Annotated in this window: 17 protein-coding genes; 2 read left to right on the top strand and 15 right to left on the bottom strand. The window is 70.6% G+C overall.

Annotated features, from left to right (window positions below; all coding sequences use genetic code 11):
* Window positions 1-19 precede the first annotated feature (19 nt).
* From BN159_RS29205 to BN159_RS29230, 6 genes are all read right to left on the bottom strand, one after another.
* Window positions 20-763, bottom strand: coding sequence for a class I SAM-dependent methyltransferase (locus BN159_RS29205; protein ID WP_015660612.1), 744 nt, complete (start codon window positions 761-763; stop codon window positions 20-22).
* A complete protein-coding gene (locus BN159_RS29210) occupies window positions 760-2,130 on the bottom strand; it encodes a hypothetical protein (protein WP_015660613.1) in 1,371 nt (456 codons plus the stop codon). The genes BN159_RS29205 and BN159_RS29210 overlap by 4 nt, the downstream gene beginning before the upstream one ends.
* Entirely contained in the window at window positions 2,105-6,238 is a 4,134-nt protein-coding gene (locus tag BN159_RS29215) for an alpha-(1->3)-arabinofuranosyltransferase domain-containing protein (RefSeq protein ID WP_015660614.1), read from the bottom strand. Before BN159_RS29215 ends, BN159_RS29210 begins: the two co-directional genes overlap by 26 nt.
* A complete protein-coding gene (locus BN159_RS29220; protein WP_015660615.1) occupies window positions 6,235-6,912 on the bottom strand; it encodes a class I SAM-dependent methyltransferase in 678 nt (225 codons plus the stop codon). The genes BN159_RS29215 and BN159_RS29220 overlap by 4 nt, the downstream gene beginning before the upstream one ends.
* 98 nt (window positions 6,913-7,010) lie before the next feature.
* A complete protein-coding gene (locus BN159_RS29225) occupies window positions 7,011-8,162 on the bottom strand; it encodes a glycosyltransferase family 4 protein (RefSeq protein WP_015660616.1) in 1,152 nt (383 codons plus the stop codon).
* A 226-nt stretch (window positions 8,163-8,388) separates the two neighbouring features.
* The gene (locus BN159_RS29230) at window positions 8,389-9,366 is read right to left on the bottom strand and encodes a DUF3068 domain-containing protein (RefSeq protein ID WP_015660617.1); all 978 of its coding nucleotides are present in this window, start codon (window positions 9,364-9,366) and stop codon (window positions 8,389-8,391) included.
* 252 nt (window positions 9,367-9,618) lie between these two features.
* Between BN159_RS29230 and BN159_RS46290 the strand changes: the two genes are divergently transcribed.
* Window positions 9,619-9,771: a hypothetical protein gene (locus BN159_RS46290; protein ID WP_015660618.1), complete on the top strand. Its 153-nt coding sequence runs from the start codon at window positions 9,619-9,621 to the stop codon at window positions 9,769-9,771.
* 3 nt (window positions 9,772-9,774) lie between these two features.
* The gene (locus tag BN159_RS29235) at window positions 9,775-11,037 is read left to right on the top strand and encodes a helix-turn-helix domain-containing protein (RefSeq protein ID WP_015660619.1); all 1,263 of its coding nucleotides are present in this window, start codon (window positions 9,775-9,777) and stop codon (window positions 11,035-11,037) included.
* A gap of 56 nt (window positions 11,038-11,093) precedes the next feature.
* On the opposite strand, the gene BN159_RS42975 is transcribed toward BN159_RS29235, so the two are convergent.
* From BN159_RS42975 to BN159_RS29280, 9 genes are all read right to left on the bottom strand, one after another.
* The gene (locus BN159_RS42975; protein ID WP_015660620.1) at window positions 11,094-11,765 is read right to left on the bottom strand and encodes a hypothetical protein; all 672 of its coding nucleotides are present in this window, start codon (window positions 11,763-11,765) and stop codon (window positions 11,094-11,096) included.
* Window positions 11,766-11,845: 80 nt separating this feature from the next.
* The gene (locus tag BN159_RS29245) at window positions 11,846-13,225 is read right to left on the bottom strand and encodes a lipase/acyltransferase domain-containing protein (RefSeq protein WP_015660621.1); all 1,380 of its coding nucleotides are present in this window, start codon (window positions 13,223-13,225) and stop codon (window positions 11,846-11,848) included.
* On the bottom strand, window positions 13,215-18,125 hold the full coding sequence (locus BN159_RS47490; protein ID WP_015660622.1) for a tetratricopeptide repeat protein: 4,911 nt from the start codon (window positions 18,123-18,125) through the stop codon (window positions 13,215-13,217). Before BN159_RS47490 ends, BN159_RS29245 begins: the two co-directional genes overlap by 11 nt.
* A gap of 113 nt (window positions 18,126-18,238) precedes the next feature.
* Entirely contained in the window at window positions 18,239-19,348 is a 1,110-nt protein-coding gene (locus BN159_RS29255; protein ID WP_015660623.1) for an MBL fold metallo-hydrolase, read from the bottom strand.
* 193 nt (window positions 19,349-19,541) lie between these two features.
* Entirely contained in the window at window positions 19,542-20,825 is a 1,284-nt protein-coding gene (locus BN159_RS47495) for a PucR family transcriptional regulator (protein ID WP_041819989.1), read from the bottom strand.
* 37 nt (window positions 20,826-20,862) lie between these two features.
* Complete coding sequence (locus BN159_RS29265; protein ID WP_015660625.1) at window positions 20,863-21,774, bottom strand: ABC transporter permease; 912 nt, start codon at window positions 21,772-21,774, stop codon at window positions 20,863-20,865.
* On the bottom strand, window positions 21,761-22,549 hold the full coding sequence (locus BN159_RS29270) for an ABC transporter ATP-binding protein (protein ID WP_015660626.1): 789 nt from the start codon (window positions 22,547-22,549) through the stop codon (window positions 21,761-21,763). Before BN159_RS29270 ends, BN159_RS29265 begins: the two co-directional genes overlap by 14 nt.
* A gap of 19 nt (window positions 22,550-22,568) precedes the next feature.
* On the bottom strand, window positions 22,569-23,711 hold the full coding sequence (locus BN159_RS29275; protein ID WP_015660627.1) for an ABC transporter substrate-binding protein: 1,143 nt from the start codon (window positions 23,709-23,711) through the stop codon (window positions 22,569-22,571).
* Window positions 23,698-24,951, bottom strand: a complete 1,254-nt coding sequence (locus BN159_RS29280) for a sulfate adenylyltransferase subunit 1 (protein WP_041822004.1) — start codon at window positions 24,949-24,951, stop codon at window positions 23,698-23,700. Before BN159_RS29280 ends, BN159_RS29275 begins: the two co-directional genes overlap by 14 nt.
* Between the last annotated feature and the right edge of the window lie 3 nt (window positions 24,952-24,954).

The raw sequence follows: 24,954 nt of genomic DNA on the forward strand, positions 1-24,954 counted from the left end.
CATGGTCTGCGTCCCCTTCCTAGGTCTTGCGTGCGGGCGTCTTCTGGGCGTGCAGGAGGAGGATCGAGGCGAGCGGGGGTCTGGAGCAGGCCAGTCGGTCGAGGGGGCGCAAGGGGCGCGGTACGCCGTGGAAGGGGGCGCCCGCCAGGCGTACGACCTCGAATCCGGAGGCCGCGACGAACTCCCGCAGCGCGCGGGCGGTGTAGAGCCGCAGATGCCCTACGACCTCACGCCCCGGGCGGCCGTGGATGCCGCGCAGGCTGACCTCGGAGAACACCGGCTGGACGCCCGCCAGGAGAAGGGCGCGGTTGTACCAGGCGGCGAGGTTCGGGGTGGAGAGCATCAGGTGGCCGCCCGGTCGCAGCACGCGGCGGATCTCGTCGAGCGCCGCGTCCGGGTCGACCAGGTGCTCGATCACCTCGCTGAACAGGACCGCGTCGACCGACTCGGACCTGAACGGCAGCCCGCCGTCGGTGAGTTCACCACGCACGGGTTGGCAGGCGAGGCGGGTGCGGGCGCGGCGCAGGGCGTCCTGGGACCAGTCGACACCGATGATGCGGTGGCCCTTGAGGAGGGGTGCGGCCACGGCCGCCGCGGTGCCGTCGCCGCAGCCGATGTCCAGGATCGTGGCCTGGTGCGCGGTGCCGAGGGCGGTCGCCAGCATGCGGGCCTGGCGGAGGCTTCGTGGGGTGCCGGAGGCGACGGGGACGGCGGGGTTCTCGTAGAAGTCGCGCAGGTTCCTGGGCGGGGCGGTGGTGGTCACTGCTGGACCTCCGTGGTGTGCAGATAGTGCTCGAACAGGTCCCGCAGGTGGGCGCCGTCGCCGTGGCTGAGCAGGGCCCTGGACCAGCGCAGGGCGAGGTGCAGGCGGCCCGCGGTGGAGGCCGTGGTCACCGTGAGCCCGCGGGGCATCCGGGCCGGGGCCGAGAACCACACCGCGTGCGCGCGGCCCGCCTCCTCGCCGAAGTCCAGGGCGTACGGGATGCGGCCGATGTTGCTGAGCAGCGTCGTCGACGTCCAGGGGGCGGCGGCCCTGCGCAGGCCGCGGGTGAGGGCTGCCCGCCAGGCGACGGGGGTGACGGGCGCGGTGAGCAGGGCGGCTCCTCTGCCGAGCTGGGGGCGGGGGAGGGACTTCAGGGCGCGGGTTCTGGTGGCGGTACGGGTGAGTAGGGCGGGCATGTCGTGCGTGCTCAACTCGGCTGGTGCGAACGGGACTTCGACCAGTCGGGTGCCGTTGCCTATGGGCATCGTGGTGTCTCTGGGGCGGTCGTCCACGGGCATGGTGATGCGCAGGGGGCGTTGCTGGGCGCCGTGTTCGCGGTTCCAGTGGGCGATCGTGAGCGCGGTGGTGACCATGAGCTGGTCGTTGACCGTGTACGGCGAGCCCTTGGGGCGGTGGGGGAGGGGGAGTTCGGTCACGAGCATGCCGTTGCCGGGGGAGGGCTCGGGGGTGCCGGGGGCCACGCGGGCGGGGCGGGACCAGTTGGAGGGGGTGTCGGTGGGGGGTGGGGTGGTCTCGGGGGTCCGGTTTCGGGTCGGCGGCGAGGCCGGGGAGTTGTCCCGCCCGCCGTACAGCTCCGCGGCGGTGGCGAGGATGCGGAGGCAGGCGGGGCCGTCCAGGGCGGTGTGGTTGATGGTGAGGAAGAGGACGGTGTTGTGCCCCAGGGGTGGCCCCTCGGGTGTGGCAGGAGAACCCACCTCACCCACGGCGTCGGTGGCTTCACTCCCCTCCGCCGGACCCGCCCCTTCCACCACTTCCACCCGGACCGGCGGCGATGCCGACAGAGGTGGTACGGCTGTCAGCGCGCGCGTCCTGGCGTCCCGGAGCGCGTCCCGCCCCGGGGTCGGGAAGCTCACCACCTCTACGTCCGGTTCGGCGGTCAGTTCCCATTCGTAGCGCAGGCTGTACCACCGCCCCGGGGCCTCCCGCATCAGGATGCGCGGGTGTCGGCGCAGTGCCTCGACGAAGGCCGTGCGCAGGCGGGTCGGGTCCAGGCGGCCCGGCAGGTGCACCTCGATGTGCACCGTCTCCGGCTCCTCCTCCTGGAGGCAGTGGCGGGCCACCTCGTCCACCACCGGGAAGGGGATGCGCGAAGGTGTCCGATCAGGTCTGTGTTGCAGCGCCGTCATGCTGCTCCTCCCCTTCCGGCTCCCGCACACTCACCAGCGCCGCGAACAACCCGATCAGCGCCAGCAGTTGGGCCGTATGCCCGAAGGCTCCGGACGATTCGCGGATCGGCTCGCCGGCGCCCACCGCCGCCACCGCACCCGCTGCCGCGAGTGCCACGAGGGCGAGCGGTACCAGGAGTTCATGCCGCCGCCGGGCCAGTAGCGCCAGGGCCGGGACCAGGAGCGCGAACCAGCCCGCGATCACGGCCGCGACCAGCGTCAGCGCCACCGTGCCGAGCCACAGGCCCGGCAGCGGCGGTACCGGCTGCGGCTCGTCCGGGTTGGGTTCGCGGCGGCGCCACAGGCCCAGGCCCACCAGGGCCGCGAGTGCCACACCGCTGCCGATCAGCCCGGCCTCGTACGTCACCGAGGGCTCGTACGACAGCTTCACCGTGCCGCCCTCCCCGGCCGGGATCCGCCAGCCCTGCTGCCAGCCGTCGAGGCGGACCGGGGTCAGCTCCTTGCCGTTCAGTTCGGCCCGCCAGCCGTCGTTGAAGTTCTCGTAGGTGGTCAGGTACGAAGCCGCGCCCGAGGCGACCGTCAGTTCGCGGCGGTCGCCCAGCCAGTCCTCCACACCCAACTCGCGACCCGCTGCGGGGGATTCGGAGACCGTGCCGCGGGTCAGCGTCACCGCCGAGACCGTGAGCGGACCGGCGTCCCCGGCCTCGACCCGGTGCGTCCCGGACGAGAGGTCGAGACCCGTCTCCGGGCACAGGGCCACATCCATCGGACGGCGTTCCATCAGGTCCCGTACGGTGCCCGTCACGCTCGTCTCGTACAGCTCGCCGTCGATCGCCAGCACCGGACCCTTGCCGCAGGGAAGGGAGAAGGACCGGGTGCCCTCCGGCTTCGGGGTGCGGTAGCGGTCGAGTGCCGGGATGTAGGCCTCCGTCAGGCCCACCGGGAGCTGCATGTCCTCGTCGGCGAACGGGTTGTACAGGGTCAGCGGGGCCGTCTCGGTGATCGTGATGTCGAGGCGGTCCGTGGTGATCGGCGGGAAGCGGACGTTGCCGTTCTCGTCGACGCCCGCGATGACCGCACCGTCCGGGGAGCTGATGTGCACCTCGGAGGGGCGGGACGACAGGCCGCCGGCCGACGGAAGGACGATCTCCCCTATCGGCTGCTTGCCCTCCCAGCTCAAGTGGATGGTGGGCCGGTCGCCCGCGATCCACGCCGTGGTCAGGTCGCCGTCGGTGAGGTTGCGGGCGGCCAGGCCCGCGCCCAGCCGCGCCGTGGAGTCCGCGGTCGCCACGATCCGGTCCTGCTGCTCCGGCGCCACCTCGTACAGCAGCCGGTCCAGCGCCTCACCCGGCACCGGCACCGCGCTCGCCGCGATCTCGTACGTCCCCGAGGTGCCCGTGGTGAAGCTCCGGTGCAGCCCCGCCTCGGTGCCCGTCGCGGACAGACCGGTCGGGTCGGCCGGGCGGGACAGGGAGATGATCTCGGCGGCGGCCGAGGAGTCCTCGGCGTCCGTGGGCAGCCGCAGCATCCGGGTCACCTGGACGTCCGGCAGGGCGATCTCGGAGAAGCCCGCGCCGGTCAGCCCCGCACGCCGCTCCACCGAGTCGACGATCGTCAGCTTCATCCAGTCCGTCGCGCCCGCAGGCGCCCTGATGCTCTGCGTCCGGCCGTTGGGCTCCAACCAGCTGGTCCTGGTGCCCTGTTCGGTCTCCACCCGCACCCGTGTCGGCGCCGACCGCACGCCCTCCTGCGGCAGCGGCGTCACCTTGAAGGAGCCGGGCATGTCGTAGGAGTCGGTGAACCCGATCCGCAGCCACTCCCCGTCCGGCGAGCCCAGGGACCCCTCGGTCCAGGCGGTGTCCGGGTTGCCGTCGAAGGCGTTCACCGGGTCGTACTGCGGCAGATGGAACAGCCAGCTGCCGTAGGAGGAGGCCGACACCGAGCGGGCGCCGCGCAGTTGGGCCACCGTCTGATGGTCCAGGCCCTTGGCCGGCAGGATCTGGTGCGGTTTCTCGCCCGCGTCCTGGGTGGCGTCCGGCGCGTTGCGCTCGTCGCTGGTGTACGTGTACGAGGTGTTGGCGTTGACCAGCCCGAACCGGGTGTCCGCGCGGCGCAGTCCGTCGCCGACCACCTGCACCGGCGGCGAGCCGAGCCCCGGATGGTTGTCACCGCTCAACACGCTCGCCCGGCCGCGCAGTTGATCCGCGACCGGCAGCAGCGACTCGGGTCCGCCGGAGACCGCGGCGGTGTCGGCGACCGGGCTCAGCCCCGCCTGCCTCGGCCGCGGCGTGTCCACGGGCGGCTGGTAGATCTCCACCGGCCGCTGCCTCGGGTACAGGCCCTCCACCTGGAGCGGGGTGCCGGGGGCGATCACACCGCCGGTCGTCACTGCCCCGTAGCCCTTCACCCGCTCATAGCCGGACTGTTCGAGCGTCCGCTTGACGATGGTGGTCGGCACATTGCCGACCTGGTCGGGGTCGAGGTCGTTGCGGACGACGACGTAATACACGCCCGCCCGGCTCAAGTAGTCCGCCAGCCCCGGGACTTCGGCGCCACTGACCAATGCCTGCTGTACGGCGTCCATGGCGCGCCGGTTGCCGGGGGTGCCGAAGGGCACGTAGTCGCGCTGGGCCCAGCGGGAGCCGGCGGCCACGTCGAGCGGCTGGTCGATGGGGGAGCCCCAGGTGTAGATGCCGTGCGCGGTCGCCGGGACGACGAGGGCACGGGCGTCGGGGGAGAACTCCTCCATCCAGTCCGCCGTGGCCTCCCAGTAGTCGGGGATCTTCTCGAACGAACCCGGGTTCAGGATCGAGCCGTTGAGGTACGGCCACATCAGGCCCGGCAGCACCAGCACGGCCGCGATCAGCGGCGCGAACCGGCGGCCCGGCACCGGACGGGCGCCGCGGGCCTGGGACGCCACGCCGACCAGATGGGCCAGACCCAGGACGAGTGCGAGGGCGAGGCCCGTCTGGAACTTGTAGATGTTGCGGAAGGGGACGAGTCCGCCGTCCAGCCAGTCCTGCACCACCCCGTGGAAGGGGGCGCCGAACGCGCCGCCGTACCCGGCGAGCAGGACCAGTGCCGTGGTGAGCACGGTCAGCACCAGCCACCGCCGCTCGGGCATGTCGCGGCGCGCCAGGCCCGCGAGCCCCAGACCGGCGGCGAGCGTCGAGCAGACGATCACCACGACCGAGGAGGCGACCGCCCAGCCGGCGGGCAGCCAGGCCTCACCGAAGTGCAGATAGGCCACCCAGTTGCCGCCACCGCGCAGCGCCTCCGTGGCCGCCATGGCCTCGGTGGTGGTCTGCGAACTCTCCACGTAGGGAAGGAAGTTCTCGCCGTAGACGCCGAGCAGCAGCAGCGGGATCCACCACCACGCGGTCGCCAGGATCACTCCGGGCACCCACCAGGCGATCAGCTTGCGCCGCCGCGGCCCCGGTGGGCGGGAGAGCAGATACAGCCCGACCGGGAGCAGCGAGGCCAGCGTCGAGGCCGCGTTGACGCCACCCATGAACGGGATGATGAGAGCGGAGCGGATCGCGGCGACCCGGGCGCTGTAGCGCTCGTCGACCAGCGGCAGCAGCACCCACGGCAGCACGGCGCCGGGCAGCGCGGCCGCCGAGGTGGAGCCGACGACGACGGTGAACACCGGCCACAGCGCGTACACCACGGCGGCGAGCAGCCGGGAGGTGCCGCTGCCCACGCGCAGCCTTTCGGCCAGCCGCAGGGCGCCCCAGAAGGCGACGGACACGATCAGCGACAGCCACAGCCGCTCCGCCAGCCACACCGGCAGCCGTACGACATCGGCCAGCCAGTAGAACGGCAGCATCGGCCAGAGATAGCCGGCGTACTGGTCGGAGATACCGCCGAAGCCGCCCTGGTCCTGCCAGAGCTGGCCCAGGTCGGCCAGGAACCGCCCGGGGTCGACGGTCACCCCGAGTTTGGTGTCGAAGGTCTGCCGCCCCGGGTGCACCACGAGGAGGAGCACGAACACCACGGCCCAGAACCCCAGCAGCCAGCGCCGCGACCGCGGTCCCTCAGGGGGGCCCGCCATGGTCGCGGTGGTGGGGACGGCTGCCGGGGGAGGAGCCTGGATCGTGCTCGTCATGGGGGACACCGCCGGAGAATGAGGAGGAGATTCCAGGTGGCGACCTCACGGATGCCGGGCGCCTTGACGACCGTCTCCGCGAGGAAGGGCCAGTAGCGGGAGCGCGCCGAGACGACCGTGACGTCGTCGCGGGCGCGGACCTGCCGCAAGGTGGGCCCGATGTGCACGGCGAACAGGTTCTCGCCGAGGGTGTGCTTGGCGGGCCTTCCGGTACGGCGCCGGTAGCGGGCACGGGCCCGCTCGGCACCCAGGTAGTGCCAGGGGGCCCATTCGTGCCCGCCCCACGGCGACAGCCAGTTGGTGAACGACACATAGATCAGCCCGCCGGGCCGGGTCACCCGGACCAGCTCACTGAGAAAGGTCTGCGGATCGGCCACGTGCTCCAGCACATTGGAGGAGAACGTGACATCGGCGACCCCGTCGGACAGGGGCAGCAGATACCCGTCGGCAACGACACTGCCCTCGGGCGGCTTGGTCCCGAGCTCACCGAGATCGGGTTCGAAGAGATACGCATGCGCCCCGCGCCGCCGAAACTCCTCGGTGAAGTAGCCACTTCCGCCACCGACGTCGACGACGGTACGGCCGGAGACTTTCCCGTCGTAGGCCTCGACTTGATCGACAGCGTCACGGGCGAGAAGGGAGTAGCAGGACTCAGGGTCGTCCTGCTCCTTCATAAAGGCCCGGAAAAGTACCAGTGACCTGCGAAACGAGGGGTCACTGTCGTAGGGGCGCGGGGAACTGCGCGAAGAACCACGACGGCGCCGCACCCGGCTCACGAAGACCAACCTCGCACCGCCTCAGCCGCGACGGCCCGGAACTGCTTCACCGTGCGATCCCAGCGATACCCCGCCGCATGATCCCGCGCCGCCTTCCCCATCAGCTCCCGCCGATGCCCGGAAAGCGCAAGCGTGCACCACGCCGCAGCGAACGAGGACTCACCGGAAGCAAGCACCCCGGTCTCCCCGTCGATCACGGAATCCCGAAGCCCCGGCACATCAAAGGCAATCGCCGGAGTCTCCCGAGCTGCGGCCTCGGTCACCACGAGCCCCCACCCTTCAACAGCGGAGGGATGCAGCAACAGCCACGCCGCACACAGCAGCCGATGCTTCTCGGCCTCACTCACATGCCCGGTGAACTCCACACCAGGACCGGCGAGTTGTTCGAGCCGGGCTCGCTCGGGACCGTCCCCCACGATGAGGAGCCGGCCGCCGGTGACCGGCCGCACCCGCTCCCACAGCCGTAGCAACAGCTCGATCCGTTTGTATTCGACGAGTCGCCCCACCGCCACGAACAGCGGCTCGGCGGACCGGTCCGCGCGCGGACCCGGCTCCTCCACACCGTTGTGGACGACGCGTATTCGTTCCCGCTCGACGCCGAGCGCGCGCAGCGCATGCGCCGTGGACGGGGAGACGGCGACCAACAGGCTCCGCTGTTGCACTCCGGTCAGTGCCCAGTGCTCAAGTCTTCGTCCGATGCGGGCAGCCGGGGCCAAGGGGCCCCCGAACCGCATCTTCCACAGATCGGTGTGTACATGGTTCACCAGGCACAGCGTGGGACCGCGGTGCCACAGGGGTGCCAGATACGGCATCCCGTTGCAGACCTCGACCAGCAGATCGGTCTCCCCGACCTGGCGGGCGAAGGCGGACCGGGCTCGGAGATAGTGGCCGTAGGCGCCGCCCGCGGACACGACCCGGTAGTCGCGGTAGGCCGCGGGCCCGCCGCAGAGAAGGGTGACCTGGTGGCCGAGGTGGGTCAGCCCGTCGGCCAGACGGTCCACGAGCAGTTCGGACCCGCCGGCGGCCTGGTTCCCCAGGTCGCGGTGGGCGAGGAAAACGATTCGGCGCGGTTGTGGGGGGAGCGCCGGGGGCTGCTGGGCCACCGTGGGGACCGGGGTTCGCAGCGGGGACGGCACGTGCTGGGGCATGTGCGCTCCAACATGTCTCGGGGTGCGGGAACTCAGCGTGGGGGAAGAGTGCGCCGATTGATTACGGCTGTCACGGGATGAGGGTTTCTGTGGGGGAACCGGGAGCTTCCTGCGTGCGGACTGTGGACGGGTTGTGCTCGGGTGGGGTGGACAGTTTTCGCCGAGCCGTTCGCTACGGCTACTCACCTGGATGACAATTTTCGGCTTTGTTAGAGCTGACGTAATGTCACATCGTGAGAGAAGGCTGGGGCAACTCGGATGAACCGGGACGCTGCCTCCCGCGTACCACCAAAACGATCCCGGTCACTACCAGGACGAAACCGATCACACCCGCCCCGATGGGCAACGTCCGTCCCACCAGTCGCAGCTGTCCGCTGTCCTGCTCCGCCTGGTCCACCGCTTCCTTCTGCGTTGCGGTGGTGAACGCAATCTTCCGGCTGTCCAGCAGGACCGCCGCGTCCTTGTCGGCGCCGGGCGCGCGCAGGGTGCGGCGCGGCCCGGTCTGTGCGTACAGCACCCGGCCCGTGGCCTGGTCGACCACCAGCTCGAGGCCGTGGTTGGCGTACCACTCCTCGGCCAGCACCTGCGGGGTGTCCTCAAGGCCGACGAGCCGCCCCGGCACCAGTCGGGTTCCGGTCTTCGTGGCCGGCACGGTCGCGGTGAACCGGTAGCCGGTGTACCCCTGGATCTTCTTGGTGTCCTGGTAACGCATTGTGATCACCCCGCGGAGGGTGTTGTCCCACCAGCGGTAGTCCCGCTTCTGCACATCGAAGGGAAACTTCAGATAGGCCTCGCCCTCGATGTAGGGCTTCTCCTCGCAGCAGTGCACCGGCCTGGTGCTCTCCCGGTCCATCACCCAGCGGTGCGGGACGTAGTCCAGCGCGTCGTGCGGATCTTCGGCGGGCAGCGACTTGTCGGTGTCGACCGTCGTGATCACATCCCAGACGGCGTTCCCGCTGTCCTCACTCTCCGCGACATTTCCGCGCACTCGCTGAGTGACGGTGATCGTCTGATCGGGCACGGTCGCGATCTTGTCGGTGTCGAAGACACTGCCCGTGCCCTTGTAGACGGCGGTGGTGTCGATGTCGATCGGGTTCACGGCGGCCCGTGGCTCCACATACCAGGCGAGCATCGGCGCCAGGACCAGCAGGAACGTGCCGAAACCCAGCACGATCAGCGAAAACGGTGAGGCTGTACGGCGCATCCGGGCACTCCAGAGGCTCGGGACGACGCGACGTGGGGGGCGGCCGCGCCGAGGGGAAAGGTGCGCGTGCGGAGAGGGGGTGCGGCACGGTTCGGCGCACGGCACCCGTATGGGCCGGGAACCATAGGCACCCCTTGACGTGCTGTCAATGTCATGTTGACACTGGGGCTGCGACAGGCAGGGACGGACAGCCCGGGTGGGGCTTGACCGCACAGCAGTTGTACCGAGGTGTACAGAGAGGCTGACCCTGCGATGTCCAGACTGCTCGCCGCCGCGCTGACCGTCGCGCTCGCCGCCGCCCTGGCGGTCGGTGCCGCACTCGGCGTGGTCGCCCTGCTGGAGGCCACCCCCGACCAGCCGAACAACCCCTTGATCACCTACGAACAAGCCGGTCAGGGGAGCTGAGTCGTGCCGCCTGCCGCCCGCACCGACGTGACCCGCACCGACGCCGTCTCGGCCCACTCGGCCTGGCACGACGTCCCACGCCTCCAGGTGCGCCGGTTCGCGGCCATCGCCATGGCCGAGGCTCCGGCACTCGCCGAAGAGATCATGACCGAGATCCGACGCGAGTACCCCCACCTGCCCGTGGTCCTCGACGAGTCCGGCGAACCGATGGCCCTGGTCGGCATCCGCCGCGCCATCGAGGTCTTCGTCCAGCACCTGGAGACCGCCGAGGGCCGCCCGAGGGTGCCTCCCGGGGTCTTCCAGGACTTCGGCCGCGGCGAGGGCTACAACGGCCGCAGCCTGGACTCCCTCCAGGCGATCTACCGCATGGGCGTACGGCTGGCCTGGCGCCGTTTCGCCGACATCGGCCAGCGCGTGGAGATACCGCCCCCCGCGATGTACGAACTGGTGGACGCGGGCTACGAATACCTGGACGGCCTGGTCGACCAGTCGGTACGCGGCTACGCCGAAGCGGCGGCCCGCCAGGCCGGGGAGCGACTGCGCCTCCAGAGCCGCCTGATGGAACTCCTCCTGGTCGAGCACCACCGGGGCGACCCGGCCGAGGCCCTCACCGAGCGGGCCGCCCGCATCGGCTGGCCACTGCCCGGAAAGGTCGCCGTCGGCGTCCTGCTGCGCCCGGCACGGGAGGCGGTGGCACCGGCGGTGGGCCAGGGCGTGCTCCTGGACCTCGAATACGAACAGCCCCGCATGGTCGTCCCCGACCCCGACGCGGCCGGCCGCTCGGAACTCCTGCACCGGGCCCTGACCGGCTGGTCCGGCGCGATCGGCCCCCCGGTACCGCTCGCCGAGGCGGCGAAGTCACTGCGCTGGGCGGAGGCGGCGGTACGCCTGATGAACCGCGGCCTGCTCCCGACGGGCGAGGTCCTGTACTGCACCGAGCACACCGAGGCGCTGGTCCTCCTCCAACCGGAGGAACTGATCGACGACTTGGCCGTACGCTGCCTCGCCCCGCTGGCCCACTGCGGCCCCACCCACGGCCGCCGCCTCGCCGAGACCCTGCTGGCCTGGCTGGAAACGAGAGGCGGCGCCCCGGAGGTGGCGGCCCGGCTGGGCGTCCACCCCCAGACCGTCCGCTACCGCCTCCGCCAGATCCGCGAACTGTGGGGCGACGAGATCGACGACCCCGACCGCCGCTTCGAGCTGGAACTGGTGCTCAGGGCACAGCGGTTGCGGGGCCGCCTGGGGATCTCGGGGAGCGGTCAGTAGCCGTACCGCCCCTTCGGATGGCGCGCGAAGGGTTTCCGTGTCGCTGTGCGGCGGCCCTACTGCGGCAGATCCCAGACGGTCACCTTGAAGCGGACGTTTCCTTCGCCCTCGACCGGAGCGCTCAGCACCCGCAGGGAAGCGGTGCGCCCCTCGCCGGTCTGAAGGCAGAAGCGGGTGCCGGGAGTGAGGTCGACCTCGCTCACGCTGTTCTTCTGAATGGCGTCCTTGCACTCGGCCTCGGTGGCCTCGCCGCTCCCCGCGGGCAACGGCCCGACGGTGCCCTCGGCGTCGACCGGTTCGACGGCGGTGGCGTCGAGCGCGAGATCGGTGCCGTCGGTGCTCTGGCCGAACTCCTGGAGAGGAACGGTGTCGAACTCCAGGAATCCGGCGTCCCCGTAGGCGGCGCGTGCGGAGAAGTCGGCGGGCCCGAAGACCGGCTTGGAGGGCGCGGCCTCCTCCTCGCCGCCGTTGTCGGCCGGAGTACCCGAAGCCTGCGCGCCGGTTGTGGCTGGGGGGTTCTGGCTCTGCGCCGCACTGTTGTCGGTACTCGAATCGTCGGAGTCCCGGTCGTTGATGGAGAAGAGGGTCACCGCGATGCCGATCGCCGGAATCACGATCCCGATCACCCACCAGGCCCAGGCGGGCTGCCCACCGGACCCGGGAGGGGTGGGCGGGTTCGGCGGGGGCGGGGGCACGGTGCGGTGGTCGGGTTCGCCATAAGAGCTCAACGGATGTCCCTGAGGCCGATCTACGACTGACGAGCGCACACACTACCGACGCCATGTGCACGGCAGGTGGTGACTCGGTCTCAGTCCCACACCAGGATGTCCGCACTTACGGCGGCGATCGGCGAGCCAGGCCGGGTCCCGGTGGCGTCGACCGTGTACGCCCCCGGCGGCAGCCCGTCGAAGAGCGCCTCGACCGGCTCGGGCCCGGCGAGCACGACCCGGGTTTCCTCGGGCTTGCCGGACTCATGGGTGACGGTGAGAAGCACGGCGTTCCTGGACCCCTTGGCGGAGGTGAGCCGAACGGGCAAATCCTCGCCTGCTGTGATCAGTTCGGGCACGTCGAGACGCAGCTGCGTCTCCCGTGGGGCCCTGACGACGACGTCGCTCGCGGTGAGGATGCCTTCGAGCTCGTCGAGGGCGGCGGGGTTGCGCTGAAGGTTGCCGTGCTGGTCCGGGACTCGGCGGAGGGTGTTGCTGTCCATGGGGACGTCGGCACGACAGGCGGCGACAAGGGGGACGGTGCCGTCGCCATACAGGGTCTTGTCGGTGTAGTCCGGGAGCAGGGTGAGGGAGTTGTTCCGGATTCGGGCGGTGGTGGGGGTGTTCTGTTGGGTGCCGACGATGGCGTGGGTGGCGGTGAGGGAGGCGGGGCGGGCGGATTCGGCGGTGCGGAGGTCGGTGTGGAAGCGCATGGCGTCGAGGGTGAGGCGTCGGTTCAACTCCGGGACGGTTGCGCCGAGTTCCGTGGTCGTCGCGAGAACTCCTGTCTTGGGGTCCTCGATGCAGGCGTACTCGGGGAGGAGTTGGTGGAGGGAGGGGAGGGTGCGGGCGAAGGCGGTGAGGTCGAAGGAGAGGGGGCCTAGGCGTTGGTGGGCGCCGTTGACGAGCTGGTCGAGGGCTTTGGCGGCGCCGCGATAGGGGGTGCCGAGGGTGATGAGCTTGTGGGTGAGTTCGGCACCGCCGCACTTCTCGATGTACCAGCGGGCGATGAGGCCGCCCATGGAGTGACAGACGAAGGTGAGTCGGGCGGTGGAGTTGCTTGGGTGGTGTGCCCGCCAGCGTTCGAGTGCGGGCTCGACGATCGTCTTGAGGCGGCGGGCGTTGTAGCGGTTGGAGAGGCGCCAGTCGTAGGGGACGGGGAGGAGGTTGCCGGGCGTGTTCGGGGTGGACTCCTGGTAGCCGAGGGAGCGGAGTCGGTCGAGGAGCAGGTCGTAGCCCTTGACCGGGGTCCAGATGCCCGGGATGAGGTGGCGGTCGGTCATCAGGTCGACGGGTTCCACGCCGTCGCCGGGGTGATCGTCGCCGATGCCCTCGGGGAGGCGGAGGGCGTTGACCGAGCCGCCGAAGGTTTTGATGGCCTTGAGGAGGGCGCCGGGGGTGGGGGACCAGATGAGGTCGTCCTTGATGCGGAGGGTGCTGCCGGTGATGCCGGGGAGGACGACTACGAGGTCAGTGGTCATCTGGGGTGTCCGTGGTCTGGAGGCGGGCTGTGAGGTGGGGGATGAGGGTGGGGGCGGTTGGGTGGTGGGGGGTGATTTCGGCGAGGGTGTTGATCCAGGTGGGGATTTGGGCCGGGGTTGCGTTGCAGGCGGTGATCAGGAGGTCGACGGCTGCTTGGTCGTCGCCGGAGTCTGCTGAGGCGATGGCGAGGTGGAACCTCGCTTCGGCTCTGAGGGCATCGTCGGTGGTGGCGGTGAGTGCGAGGAGCGCGGTTGCCTCCAGGATGGCCGGGTTTGGCTGCCGGGCCGAGGCGTGGAGGAGGGCGGAGAAGCGGGAAGGGTCGTCCAAGGCCTCGAAGGCCGCGGATTCTGCGTCGAGTTGGGCGAGTGTGAGCAGGGCTTTGGCCCGCATGAGCTGGTGGTCTTCGTCATCGGAGAGTGCGGCGAGAACGAGGTCGCTCAGCAGGTCGTCGCGGCGCTGTTCCAGGAGGGTGCGCTGGTCTGCTGGTTCGGCGGCGGCGAACTCGTAGGCGAGGATGTAGCTGAGGAGTGGGTGATACGCGACGTCCACACCTTCCCTCTGGGCCGTGTGGCGCAGGTCGCGGTAGCGGTCGGCGGCTTCGCTCGTGACCGTGAGCAGTGCCTCCTCTACACACATGTCCGCCTCGGGTGCGAGTAGTTCTGGGTGCGCTGCGAGATAGTCCCGTTCGGCGCTGTAGCTCTCGGTGGCGATCCAGGCTTCGGCTTGCTCCAGCAAGTCGGGATCGAGGGTGAGCCATGCGGGTGGTGGTGCGCCGGTGAGCCGGTGCCATTCGCGGTCGAATGTCTCCTGATCGGCTGTGCGGTGCCGACGGCTTTCCGAGTGCAGGACCGCACGAACTTCAAGGTTCTCGACAACTGCTGACTGATGGACCTGGGAGAGCCATGCTGCTGAGCTTGGGTCGCCCGGACTTGCGTCGAAGGAGCGGTACAGCAGGAGATGAGCCGCGTTGGTCGGCGGTGCCTCGCCGAGAATGTCCTCCCACAGCGGTTCCGACGATCTTCCGAGTTCGCGGTAGTGGTTGCCGAGGCTGTTGAGGGCGTTTGCGAGTTCGGGTAGGTGTGCTGGGTTGGTTTTGGCGAGGGTGCGTCGGATGCGGACGGCTTCTTCGGTGGGGGGTAAGGCGTCGGCGGGGCGGCCGAGTTCGCGGTAGCGGACGCCGAGGTTGTTCAGGGAACTTGCCAGGTTGGGCAGGTGGGCTGGGTTGGTTTCGGCGAGGGTGCGATAGATGCGGACGCCTTCTTCGGCGGGGGGTAGCGCATCTGTTGGGCGGCCGAGGTTTTTGTAGTGGATGCTGAGGTTGTTGAGGGCGGCAGCGAGTTCGGGTAGGTGTACTGGGTTGGTTTTGGCGAGGGTGCGTCGGATGCGGACGGCTTCTTCGGCGGGGGCCAGTGCGTCGCTTAGTTGGTCGAGTTCGCTGTAGCGGATGCCGAGGTTGTTGAGGGAGCCGGCGAGTTCGGGTAGGTGTGCTGGGTTGGTTTCGGTGAGGGTGCGTCGGATGCGGACGGCTTCTTCGGTGGGGGGTAGGGCGTCGGCGGGGCGGTCGAGTTCGCTGTAGCGGATGCCGAGATTGATGAGGGCGTTTGCGAGGCTGGGTAGGTGTGCTGGGTTGGTTTTGGCGAGGGTGCGTCGGATGCGGACGGCTTCTTCGGTGGGGGGTAGGGCGTCGGCGGGGCGGTCGAGTTCGCTGTAGCGGACGCCGAGGTTGTTGAGGGCGTTTGCGAGGCTGGGTAGGTGTGCTGGGTTGGTTTCGGTGAGGGTGCGTCGGATGCGGACGGCTTCTTCGGTGGGGGGTAGGGCGTCGGCGGGGCGGCCGAGTTCGCGGTAGCGCACGCCGAGGTTGTTCAGGGAACCTGCGAGGCTGGGTAGGTGTGCTGGGTTGGTTTCGGCCAGGGCGCGTCGGATGCGGATGGCTTCTTCGGTGGGGGGTAGTGCGTCGGCGGGGCGGCCGAGTTCGCTGTAGCGGACGCCGAGGTTGTTGAGGGCGTTTGCGAGTTCGGGTAGGTGTGCTGGGCTGGTTTCGGCCAGGGCGCGGTAGATGTCGGTGGCTTCTTCGGTGGGGGGTAGGGCGTCGGCGGGCCGGCCGAGTTCGCTGTAGCGGACGCCGAGGCTGTTGAGGGCGTTTGCGAGTTCGGGTAGGTGTGCTGGGTTGGCTTCGGTGAGGGTGCGTCGGATGCGGACGGCTTCTTCGGTGGGGGGGAGGGCGTCGGCGGGCCGGCCGAGTTCGCTGTAGCGGACGCCGAGGTTGTTCAGGGAGCCAGCAAGTTCGGGTAGGTGTGCTGGGTTGGCTTCGGTGAGGGTGCGTCGGATGCGGATGGCTTCTTCGGTGGGGGGGAGGGCGTCGGCGGGGCGGCCGAGTTCGCTGTAGCGGACGCCGAGGTTGTTGAGAGCGTTTGCGAAGTTGGGTAGGTGTGCTGGGTTGGTTTCGGCGAGGGCACGGTACATGTTGGTGGCCTCTTCGCTGGGTGGCAGCGCGTCGGCTTGTCGGCCGAGTTCGCCGTAGCGGATGCCCAGATTGTTGAGGACGCCTGCAAGATCGCGCAGGTGGATTCGGTCGGTTTCGGTAAGGTCGCGTCGGATGCGGACGGCCTCTTCGGTGAGGGGCAGCGCCTCGGCGTGCCGACCGAGGCTGCTGTAGATAACACCAAGGTCGTTGAGCACGCTGGCAAGGCTGGAGAGATAGTCGGGACTGTCTCCGGCCAGGACGCGATATAGGCCGACAGCCTCCTCGACAGGAGCCAGGGCTTCGGCTGGTTTCCCCCAGTACAGGAAGCGATTGGCGATGAGCGGCGCCGCCATGCCAACGTCAGGCATCAGCGCATCGTCTGCCTCCGCCAGCCTCCGTAACAGCGCAAGACCATCCGGCCCCGCCACCGCAGCATGACGCCATGCGTACAGCCACAGATAGACCGGCCCCTCAGCCGGAACCCCCGCCGCTAGAAGCCTCCGATACAACCCAAGCAACGCCTTAGCCACCGTCAGGGCCCGGGGATTGAAGATCTGCTCAGGCGACGCCCGAAACACCGGCCGCAGATGATCCGCAAGACTCTGATGCGCCATCCGATAAACAGCAACACCCCTCTCTCCGTCCTGCACCACATGCCGCCCCAACTGCTCAAGCACCCAGCTGATGTCTCCCCGGGAAACCTCCACGCTCTCTGGCGCCTCGGCCGCCGCGACGGCCAGCCACTCCTCTTCCGGGAACCCTGCCCCAAATGCCCAAGTCAGCGCCCGCAGCAGCGACTTAGCCACCTCAACCCGCTCGGCCGGCACCGCCGCCAGATCCGCGTCCAGTGCCTCCTCCACCGAGTGGCTGACCTTCGCCTCCCACCCGTCCACCGACGTGTCGACTGACGCCGCGGACAACTGGTCCGCCACCAACCGGGCCAGCAGGAAGGTGTGTTGGACATCCGCCGAGCCTTCCCCAGCCCCGAACAGATGCCCGGCAACCGCCCCCACATCCATCCGCTCATCGACACCACTCAACCGCAGCCGCACGTATTCCCGGAGATCGTCCAGCCCCTGCCGCTCCACCGCAGGATCGTTGAGATCGATCCCCGCCCCCTTCGGCGCCAGCGTCGCCACCAGCCCAGGGCCTTCCTCCCCACGCGGCATGTCACGCGTAGACACCACGACCACCGCATGTGCCGCCAACCGCGTCAGCAGATCATCCGCGATCTTGAACGCCTCGCCCCGAGCCTCATCCAGGCCGTCCACCACCAGCACCGGCGGCGGCGCCCCGTCCTCGACCGCCCGCTGCACCTCGCCCACCAGCTCACTGGCGTTCCGCCGAGCCTCCCGGGCGGTCAGCAAGCCGATCCGGACCAGATCCCCGGCGAGTTGGTCGGCGGCCAGATCCGCCGTCAGGCCACGCGCGTGCACATGCGCAGACACCGACCGCTCGCTGGGCAGCACATGGCTCCACTCATGCCCGTCCGTCAGGAGTCTTTGACGCTCGTCGGGGTTGGACAGGCTGACCACCCGCCCCAGAATCGCCGACTTGCCCGTGCCCGCCGCGCCCGTCACCACGTGCAGACCGGGCTGCCCCTCCCGAACCCACTCCACGACCTGGTTCACTTCCGCCGTGCGCCCCGTGAACCAGGACTGTTCCTCAAAGCGGTCACCACTGCGCGCCGCCCGCAGCAGATGCTCGACCACCGCTTCGGGAGCCCCGGCATCGTGCAGCGGGTTGGGGAACATCCACCCGGCGCTCCCCCTGGACCGGAAGTCCGGCGTCTGCGCGCCGCTGCCCCACTCCTTCAGTACGGCGTCGCACACGTCGTCGCCCCGCACGTACTTGTTGTGAACTGACCACCGCAAACGCAGTACCTGCGAGTCAGGGCCCTTGGTAAGGATCTTTCGTAACCGCTGCCCGAACAACCCGTCCCGCGCCTTCTCCGGCGGCAAGCACGACGTGACGACGCCGACCCACACCCGCCCCGCCGCCTGCGTCTCCCGCATGATCAGCGTCGCCAGGTCGTCCGCCGAGATCCCGTCGCCGGAGAAACAGGTGTCGAAGACGAAGAGGAGCTGGTTGGCGCCGGACTCCGCGCAGGGGAGTACGACATCGACGAGGGGGACGCCGTCGCTCGCGTACGGGCCGCTGTCCGAGCCCAACAACCGCAATCCGCCCGCCGCCGGCAGGCTTCCGTGGCCGCTCCACGCCACCACCAGCGCGCTGTCGGCGGGCAGCGTGCCGCGCAGGGAGCGGAGGTAGTCGCGTGCCTCGCCCTCCGTCGGATTCCGCAAAGGCTCCCCGTCGAAGTACGCACCCAGCAGCTGGGACAACGCCTCCACATCCCCCACCGCATGATCCAGCCGCCGATGCGCATCCGACGCGTACTCCCCGACGCCGATACCGGCCAGACGCCCCTTGAACACCCTCGTACCCCCGAAGTACCCCGAGCGGTCCTACGCAGGGCGCCAGTATCCGCCGCCCCCCACCCCGACGCACCGCAAACCACCGAGTTTCAGGACGAGTTGTGCCGCACCAGTCAGGTCCGCGGGGATCCCACCGGCAGCCGCGCGAGGTCGTTGCCGACGATCACGCGGCCCGAGTAGCCCTTGCTCGCCTTGGTGTGCCAGGTCTGGTCGGAGACGATGTTCGTGGCGCCGGGGACCAGATGCGACAGCACTAGCGTGCCCACGCCGGCGCGTTCGGCGAGTGGGCCCACGCGGGTCGCGTCCGTGTGGCTGATCTCCATGTGGCGTAGCTGCGCCGGCCGCAGTCCGCCCAGGGCCAGCGTGTCCAGGTCCATCACCTCGTGCACCAGCACGTCCGCGCCGCGCGCCAGCCGCGCCACGTTTCCGCACGGCGCGGTGTCGCCGCTGAACACCACTGAGCCGTCGGCGGTGTCGAAGCGGAAGGCGAAGGAGGGGAACACCGGCGGGTGTTCGACGAGTACCGCGGTTACGCGAACACGGTCGTCCTGCATCACCTCGAACGGTTCCATCGGTGGCGCCATCAGCTTCCGCGGGCCCGCGCCCTTCGGCATCGGGAAGCGAACGTCGTGCGGGCGGATGAGCGTGCGGATGTCGGGCCAGCCCTCGCTGCGCATGCGTACGTTGATGTCGTACGCGGTGGCGGCGATGTGCCCGGCGATCAGGTCCTCCGTTCCGGGTGCGGGCTCCGATGGAGCGACGGTGCGCACCGTGCGGCCCTTCGGCCAGACTGCGGGGAGATTCCCTGCGGAACCCGGGCCGTAGATGTGTACCGGGTTCTCCAGTGGCTGGAATCCGCCGAACCTCAGCCACAACAGGGCGTACAGGTCCGACAGATGGTCGGAGTGCAGGTGCGTGACGAAGATCGCCGTGAGTTGTTCGGCCGTCAGCCAGGCCTGTGCGTATCGGCCGAATGTGCCGGGGCCGCAGTCGATGAGGTATGCGCGGCCGTCGACTACCAGCGCCGACGCGATTCCTGCCCGACCGTGCATGGGGACGGGGCCGCCGCTGGTGCCGAGCAGGATCAGCTCGGTGCCACGGCTCGCCGGCTGGGGCGCGGCGTGTGCGGGGGTGGGGAGCAGGGGCAGGGCGGAGGCGGCAGCGGCGGTGCGCAGCAAAGTACGGCGGGCAGGGGAGGCAGGAGTGGCAGGGGATGAGGGCATGGCGGATCCCGGGGAGTGAGGGGGTACGGCTGCGGGTGCGTACGCGATGGGGGCGCGTGTCAGGTGCTGTTGGTCTTCCGTTGCAGTGAACGGCGACGACGCTTTTCGGGCTTTGGGCCGACAGCCCAAACTCCGACCGCTGTTTGGGATGTCGGGCCCATGCCCCGTGATCCCAGGCCGCGCTTCCGATTCCCTACCCCGGCCCCAACAACCGCGCGATCTCCAGCGCCATCCGCAGCTCCAGCGCATCCTGCTCCAGCGGCCGCCCCAGCAACTCCAGGGCCCGCCGCACCCGATACGTCACCGTGTTGCGCGCCACGAACAGCAGTTCGGCCGCCCCCTGCGGACTCCGGCCCTCGGCGAGGTACACCCGCAGCGTCTCCCGCAGCTCCCGCATCCGTGGATCGTCGGCCCCCAACGCCCCCAGCACCCGTGCCGCGAACCACCGCGCATGTTCCGCGTCGGCCGTGAGCAGGGCCGCCGTGCTGACGTCGGTGTAGTCGCACAGCCAGCCCGTACGGCCGAGGCGGGACACGCGTTCGGCCTCGCGGGCGCCGCGGTGGCTGCGCCGGAAGCCCTCCACGCCGTAGCCGACCGGTCCGAGCGCCACCCGTAGAGGTCTGCGCTCGGGGACCAGCGCGGGCAGGGCGGCCAGCGCGTCGCGGGGCGGCTCGGCCGGCCAGCAGGCCCATGCCCACAGTTCGGTGGTGCCGTCCGGTACGGCCAGCAGGCTCTCGCCGCCTGCCGCTCGGCACAATTCGGCGGCCAGTTGGCGCAGTTCGTCGGGGGAGGTGTCCTGGGAGTGGGAGGTGACGATGAACGCCGCGTGGTGGCGGGCCAGTTCGTAGCCGAGGGTGCGCGCGGCGACCGGCCCGCCGATCGACCGTCCGGACAGCAGGTCGTCCACCGTTCGACGGCGGGCGGCCTCGGTGCTGCGTCGCCAGCGGTCCCGTTCGGCGACGTACTCCTCGGCCAGGCGGCTGGACTGGACGTCGGCGTAGACGAAGAGCAACTCGCTGATCCGGTGGACCTCCTGGGCGCGGATGTCCTCGGGTTCCTTGTCGAGTGCCTCCATGAGTCGTGCGTGCAGATAGGCATGGCCTAGCCGCACGCCGCGCAGTACCCGGTCCAACGGGACGTTGCGGCGGGCCAGTTCGGCGATTCCGGCCACCGCGTGCGGCGCCACCAGGGAGGCGTTCGGCTCCGGTTCGGTGGCGAGGCCCCGCAGGGCCGTCAGGACGGTGGCCTCCACCGCCCGCTGGAACGGGGGGTACGCGCCGGGGGTGCCGTGCTCGGGCACCTGCCGCACGATGTGCGCCGCCATGTCCCGCGCCACCTCGACGGCCCAGCCGACCGGTCCCGGACCCAGCGGCACTTCGGCGATGGCCAGCGTCTCCGGGGGACACGCCGGTTGCGGCGGCACGGCGGACGACGGTGCCAGCCGGAGCAGCCACGATGATTCCGAACCGGCGCTCACACTCACTGGGTCAGTACAGCAGCCTGCGCCCCCCTCGTCACGACCGCGCCCCCGCCAGCCCCCTCGACTGCAGCACCCGCCTCTCCAACGGCGCGAACAGCATCAGGTCCACCGTGATCCCGACCACCAGGATCTCCGCGATGGTGGCCAAGACCAGGGCCATGTCCTGGTACGTGCGGGCGTTCTCCAGCAGTTGCCCCAAGCCCAGTCCCAACTCCGGGGAGCTGGCGATGAGTTCGGCCGCCATCAAGGACCGCCAGGAGAATGCCCACCCCTGCTTCAGCCCCGCCAGATAGCCGGGCAGCGCCGCGGGCAGCAGGATGTGGCGGACCCGGGCGGGGCCGGTGGCGCCGAGTACCCGGCCGGCCCGCAGGTACAGCGGCGGCACCTGGTCCACGCCCGCCAGCAGCCCGTTCGCGATGGACGGTACGGCGCCCAGCAGGACGACCGCGTAGATGGTGGCGTCGGTGAGCCCGAACCACACGACCGCCGCCGGTACCCACGCCACCGATGGCAACGACTGGAGCCCCGACAGCACGGGACCGATCCCGACCCGCAGCGACCGCACCGCGCCGAGCAGCAGTCCCAGCGCCGTGCCGATGACGACGGCCGCCGCGAAGCCGAGGGCGCCGCGCTGCATGCTCGTCCACACCGTGGAGAACAGCGTGCCCTCGTACCACTGGTCCGACAGGGCCCGCCACACGTCCGTCGGCGAGGGCAGCAGATAGTGCGGCTTGACCTCGGCCTCGTAGGCGAGCTGCCAGGCCAGCAGGACGAGCGCGGCGGCGGCCACCGGCGGCAGCACCCGCTCCCGCAGGATCTGCCGCAACGGTGTCCGGGCGGAGCCGACGGGAGCGCTGTCCAGCGCGTCGAGACCGGCCTCGACGGCCGCGGTCTCCTGGGCCTCCGGTGCGTTCTTCCTGGTCGCCACCGTCTCACCGGCGCCCATGGCGGCGGATCTCCTCCCGCAGAGCGTCGGTGACCCGGGCCGTCAGCGCGGCCTCCGGGAGGTCGGAGTCGGTCCACTCGCGGGCGACGCGGCCGGGGCGGGAGGACAGCAGCACGATCCGCTGCCCGAGCCGCACCGCCTCGCGGACGTTGTGAGTGACGAACAGGACGGTGAGGTTGTTCTCGGTCCAGATCCGGGTGAGCTCCTCGTGGAGCACATCCCGGGTGATGGCGTCGAGCGCGGCGAACGGCTCGTCCATCAGCAGCACATCGCTCTCCTGGGCGAGCGCGCGGGCCAGGGCGACGCGCTGGCGCATACCGCCGGACAGCTCGTGGACACGCTTGCCGTAGGCGTCCTTCAGCCGGACCAGTTCGAGGAGCCGGCGGGCCTCCTCGGGCCGCTCGCTCCGGGGCACTCCGCGCAGCCGCAGGGCGAGTTCGACGTTGCGGCCCGCGGTGAGCCAGGGGAACAGGGCGTGCTCCTGGAACATCAGCGCGGGCCGTCGGCCGCCGGTGACCTCGATGGCGCCCGCGGAGGGCCGGTCAAGTCCCGCTACCAGGTTGAGGAGCGTCGACTTGCCGCAGCCCGAGGCGCCTAACACACAGACGAACTCCCCGCGGCCTACGGTCAGATCGATGTCGTCCAGGACCGTCTGGCGCCGCCCCGCGGTGTCGAACCACTTGGAGACATGGGTGAGCCGTACGGCCGGCTCCTCCGCCTCGGCCAGGGCGATCGGGCGGGCCGACGATAGGGCCCGCAGCGCCGTTTCTGACATGGGATCAAATCCTTCGGGTTCAGGTGGTCGGAGTGGCCCTGACGCCGAGTTCGGCGTCGTCCACGGCCGGTTCGCCCCGTTCGGCGAGGACCCGGTTGAGGGGGCGCAGATCGAAGATTCCGTCCAGGGCCGCACGGTTGCCGTCGAGCAGCCCGAGCCCGTCGGCCCGCTCGGCCTCCTCGGCGAGCGTCGCGGCGAGGGGATCGTCGGTGAGGGTCACATGCCGCCAGGCCGCGTCGAGGACGCCGCGCTCCAGTGGCCGTCCGGTCACGTTCTCGATGGCGTCGTTGACGGCCGCCTTCCCGTCGTCGGGACGGCTCTTCAGCCAGGCGTTGGTGCGTACCGAACCGCGCAGCACGGCCTCGACGACGTCGGGATGCTCGGCCAGGAAGGTCGGCGACACCACCACCAGGGCGGTGACGAACGCGCCGTCGTCCCACAGGTCCGCCTCGTCGAGGAGCACCCGTCCGCCGGCGGCGACGAGTTGGGCCGCCACCGGCTCCGGCACCCATGCCCCGTCGATCGTGCCCCGCCGGAAACTGGTCGGGATCTCCTTGGACGACTGCCGTACCACGGTGACGTCACCGCGCCCGGTGCGCGGGTCCACCTCCCAGCCCTGCTCGCGGATCCAGTGCAGCAGCGCGACGTCCTGGGTGTTGCCCGCCTCCGGCGTCGCGATCCTGAGGCCCCGCACGTCGGTGCCGCGCACCTTCGCGTCGGCGTCGACGACCAGCGCGACCCCACCCGAGGCGGCGCCCGAGACGATCCGCAGACCGCGCCCCTCGGAGCGCAGATAGCCGTTGACCGCGGGCGACGGTCCCATCCACGCGATGTCCACGGCGCCCGCGTTGAGCGCCTCCAGCGCCGACGGGCCGCCGTTGAAGACCTGTGTGCGCAGCCGGGTGCCGCCCAGCTCGCGGGTGAACCAGCCCTTCTGGACCCCGGCGAGCGCGGTGGCATGGGTGACGTTGGCGAAGTAGCCGACGGAGACCTCGTCCGCCGACAGCGGTGGTCCGGTGCCCACGGCCGGTGCCGCCGCCACCGGCGCCCGGGACCCGTAGCCGCAGCCCGCCGCCAGGAACAGCAGCAGGAGCAGCGCCAGGGCCGCGCGGAGCGGACGCCGGGAGCGGTGGAGTGCCGGGCGATGCTCAGGCAGCCGCATCGGGGGGTCCCGGAGCGGTCGCGCCGACCATGCCCGCGGTCAGCGTGGAGCCGTCGGCCGGGTCGATCAGGACGAAGGAGCCGGTGCGTCGGCTGTCCTCGTACCGGTCGAACGCGAGCCGTTCGGAGGTGCGCAGGGCGACCTGGCCGATCTCGTTCAGGTCGAGCCTGCCCGGCCCGTTGATCCGGCGGACCACCGCGCGCACCGTGCGCGTGGTGTGCTTCAGCAGCACGTGGTCGCCGGGCTTGAGCGGCCGTTCGTGCAGATGGCACACGGCCGCCTCGACGTCCCGGGACACCGCGGGCAGCGCCGCCGCCGGGACGATCAGGTCGCCCCGGGAGACGTCGATGTCGTCGGCGAGCCGCAGTGCGCCGGACTGCGGTGAGCGGACCAGCTCGGCCGGTTCGCCCAGTACGTCGATGCCGGTGACGGTGGTGGTGCGCCCGGACGGCAGCACGGTGACCCGGTCGCCGACCCGCAGCGCGCCGGAGGCGAGCTGACCGGCGTAGAGGCGGACGTCGCCGGAGCGGATGACGTACTGGACCGGGAACCGGGCGGGTCCGTCGGTCACCTCGTCCGCCACGGGGACGGTCTCCAGGTGCGCGAGGACGGTCGGGCCGTCGTACCAGTCCATGCGCGTGGACTTCTCGACGACGTTGTCACCGGCGAGCGCGGAGATCGGGATCGCGGTGACCTCGGGAATGCCGAGTTCCGTGACGATCCGGTCGAACTCCTCGACGATGCCCCGGAACACGGATTCCTCGTAGCCGACGAGGTCCATCTTGTTGACGGCGAGGACCACGTGCGGCACCCGCAGCAGCGCTGCGACGGCCGCGTGCCGCCGGGTCTGCTCGACCACGCCCTTGCGGGCGTCGACGAGGATCACGGTCAGCGTGGCCGTGGAGGCGCCGGTGACCATGTTGCGGGTGTACTGCACGTGTCCCGGGGTGTCGGCGAGGATGAACCGGCGCCGGGGTGTGGCGAAGTAGCGGTAGGCGACGTCGATGGTGATGCCCTGCTCGCGCTCGGCGCGCAGCCCGTCGGTGAGCAGGGCCAGGTCGGGGCCCTCGCCGGAGGAGGCGCGGGCGACGGCCTCCAGCTGGTCGGCGAGGACGGACTTCGAATCGTGCAGCAGCCGCCCTACGAGGGTGGACTTGCCGTCGTCCACCGAGCCGGCGGTGGCCCAGCGGAGCAGGTCCGCCTCGGCCGCGGTCGGCTCCGAGGGCCGGTCGGTGGCCATGGG

It is taken from the genome of Streptomyces davaonensis JCM 4913, assembly GCF_000349325.1.
GTDB classification, from domain to species: Bacteria; Actinomycetota; Actinomycetes; order Streptomycetales; family Streptomycetaceae; genus Streptomyces; species Streptomyces davaonensis.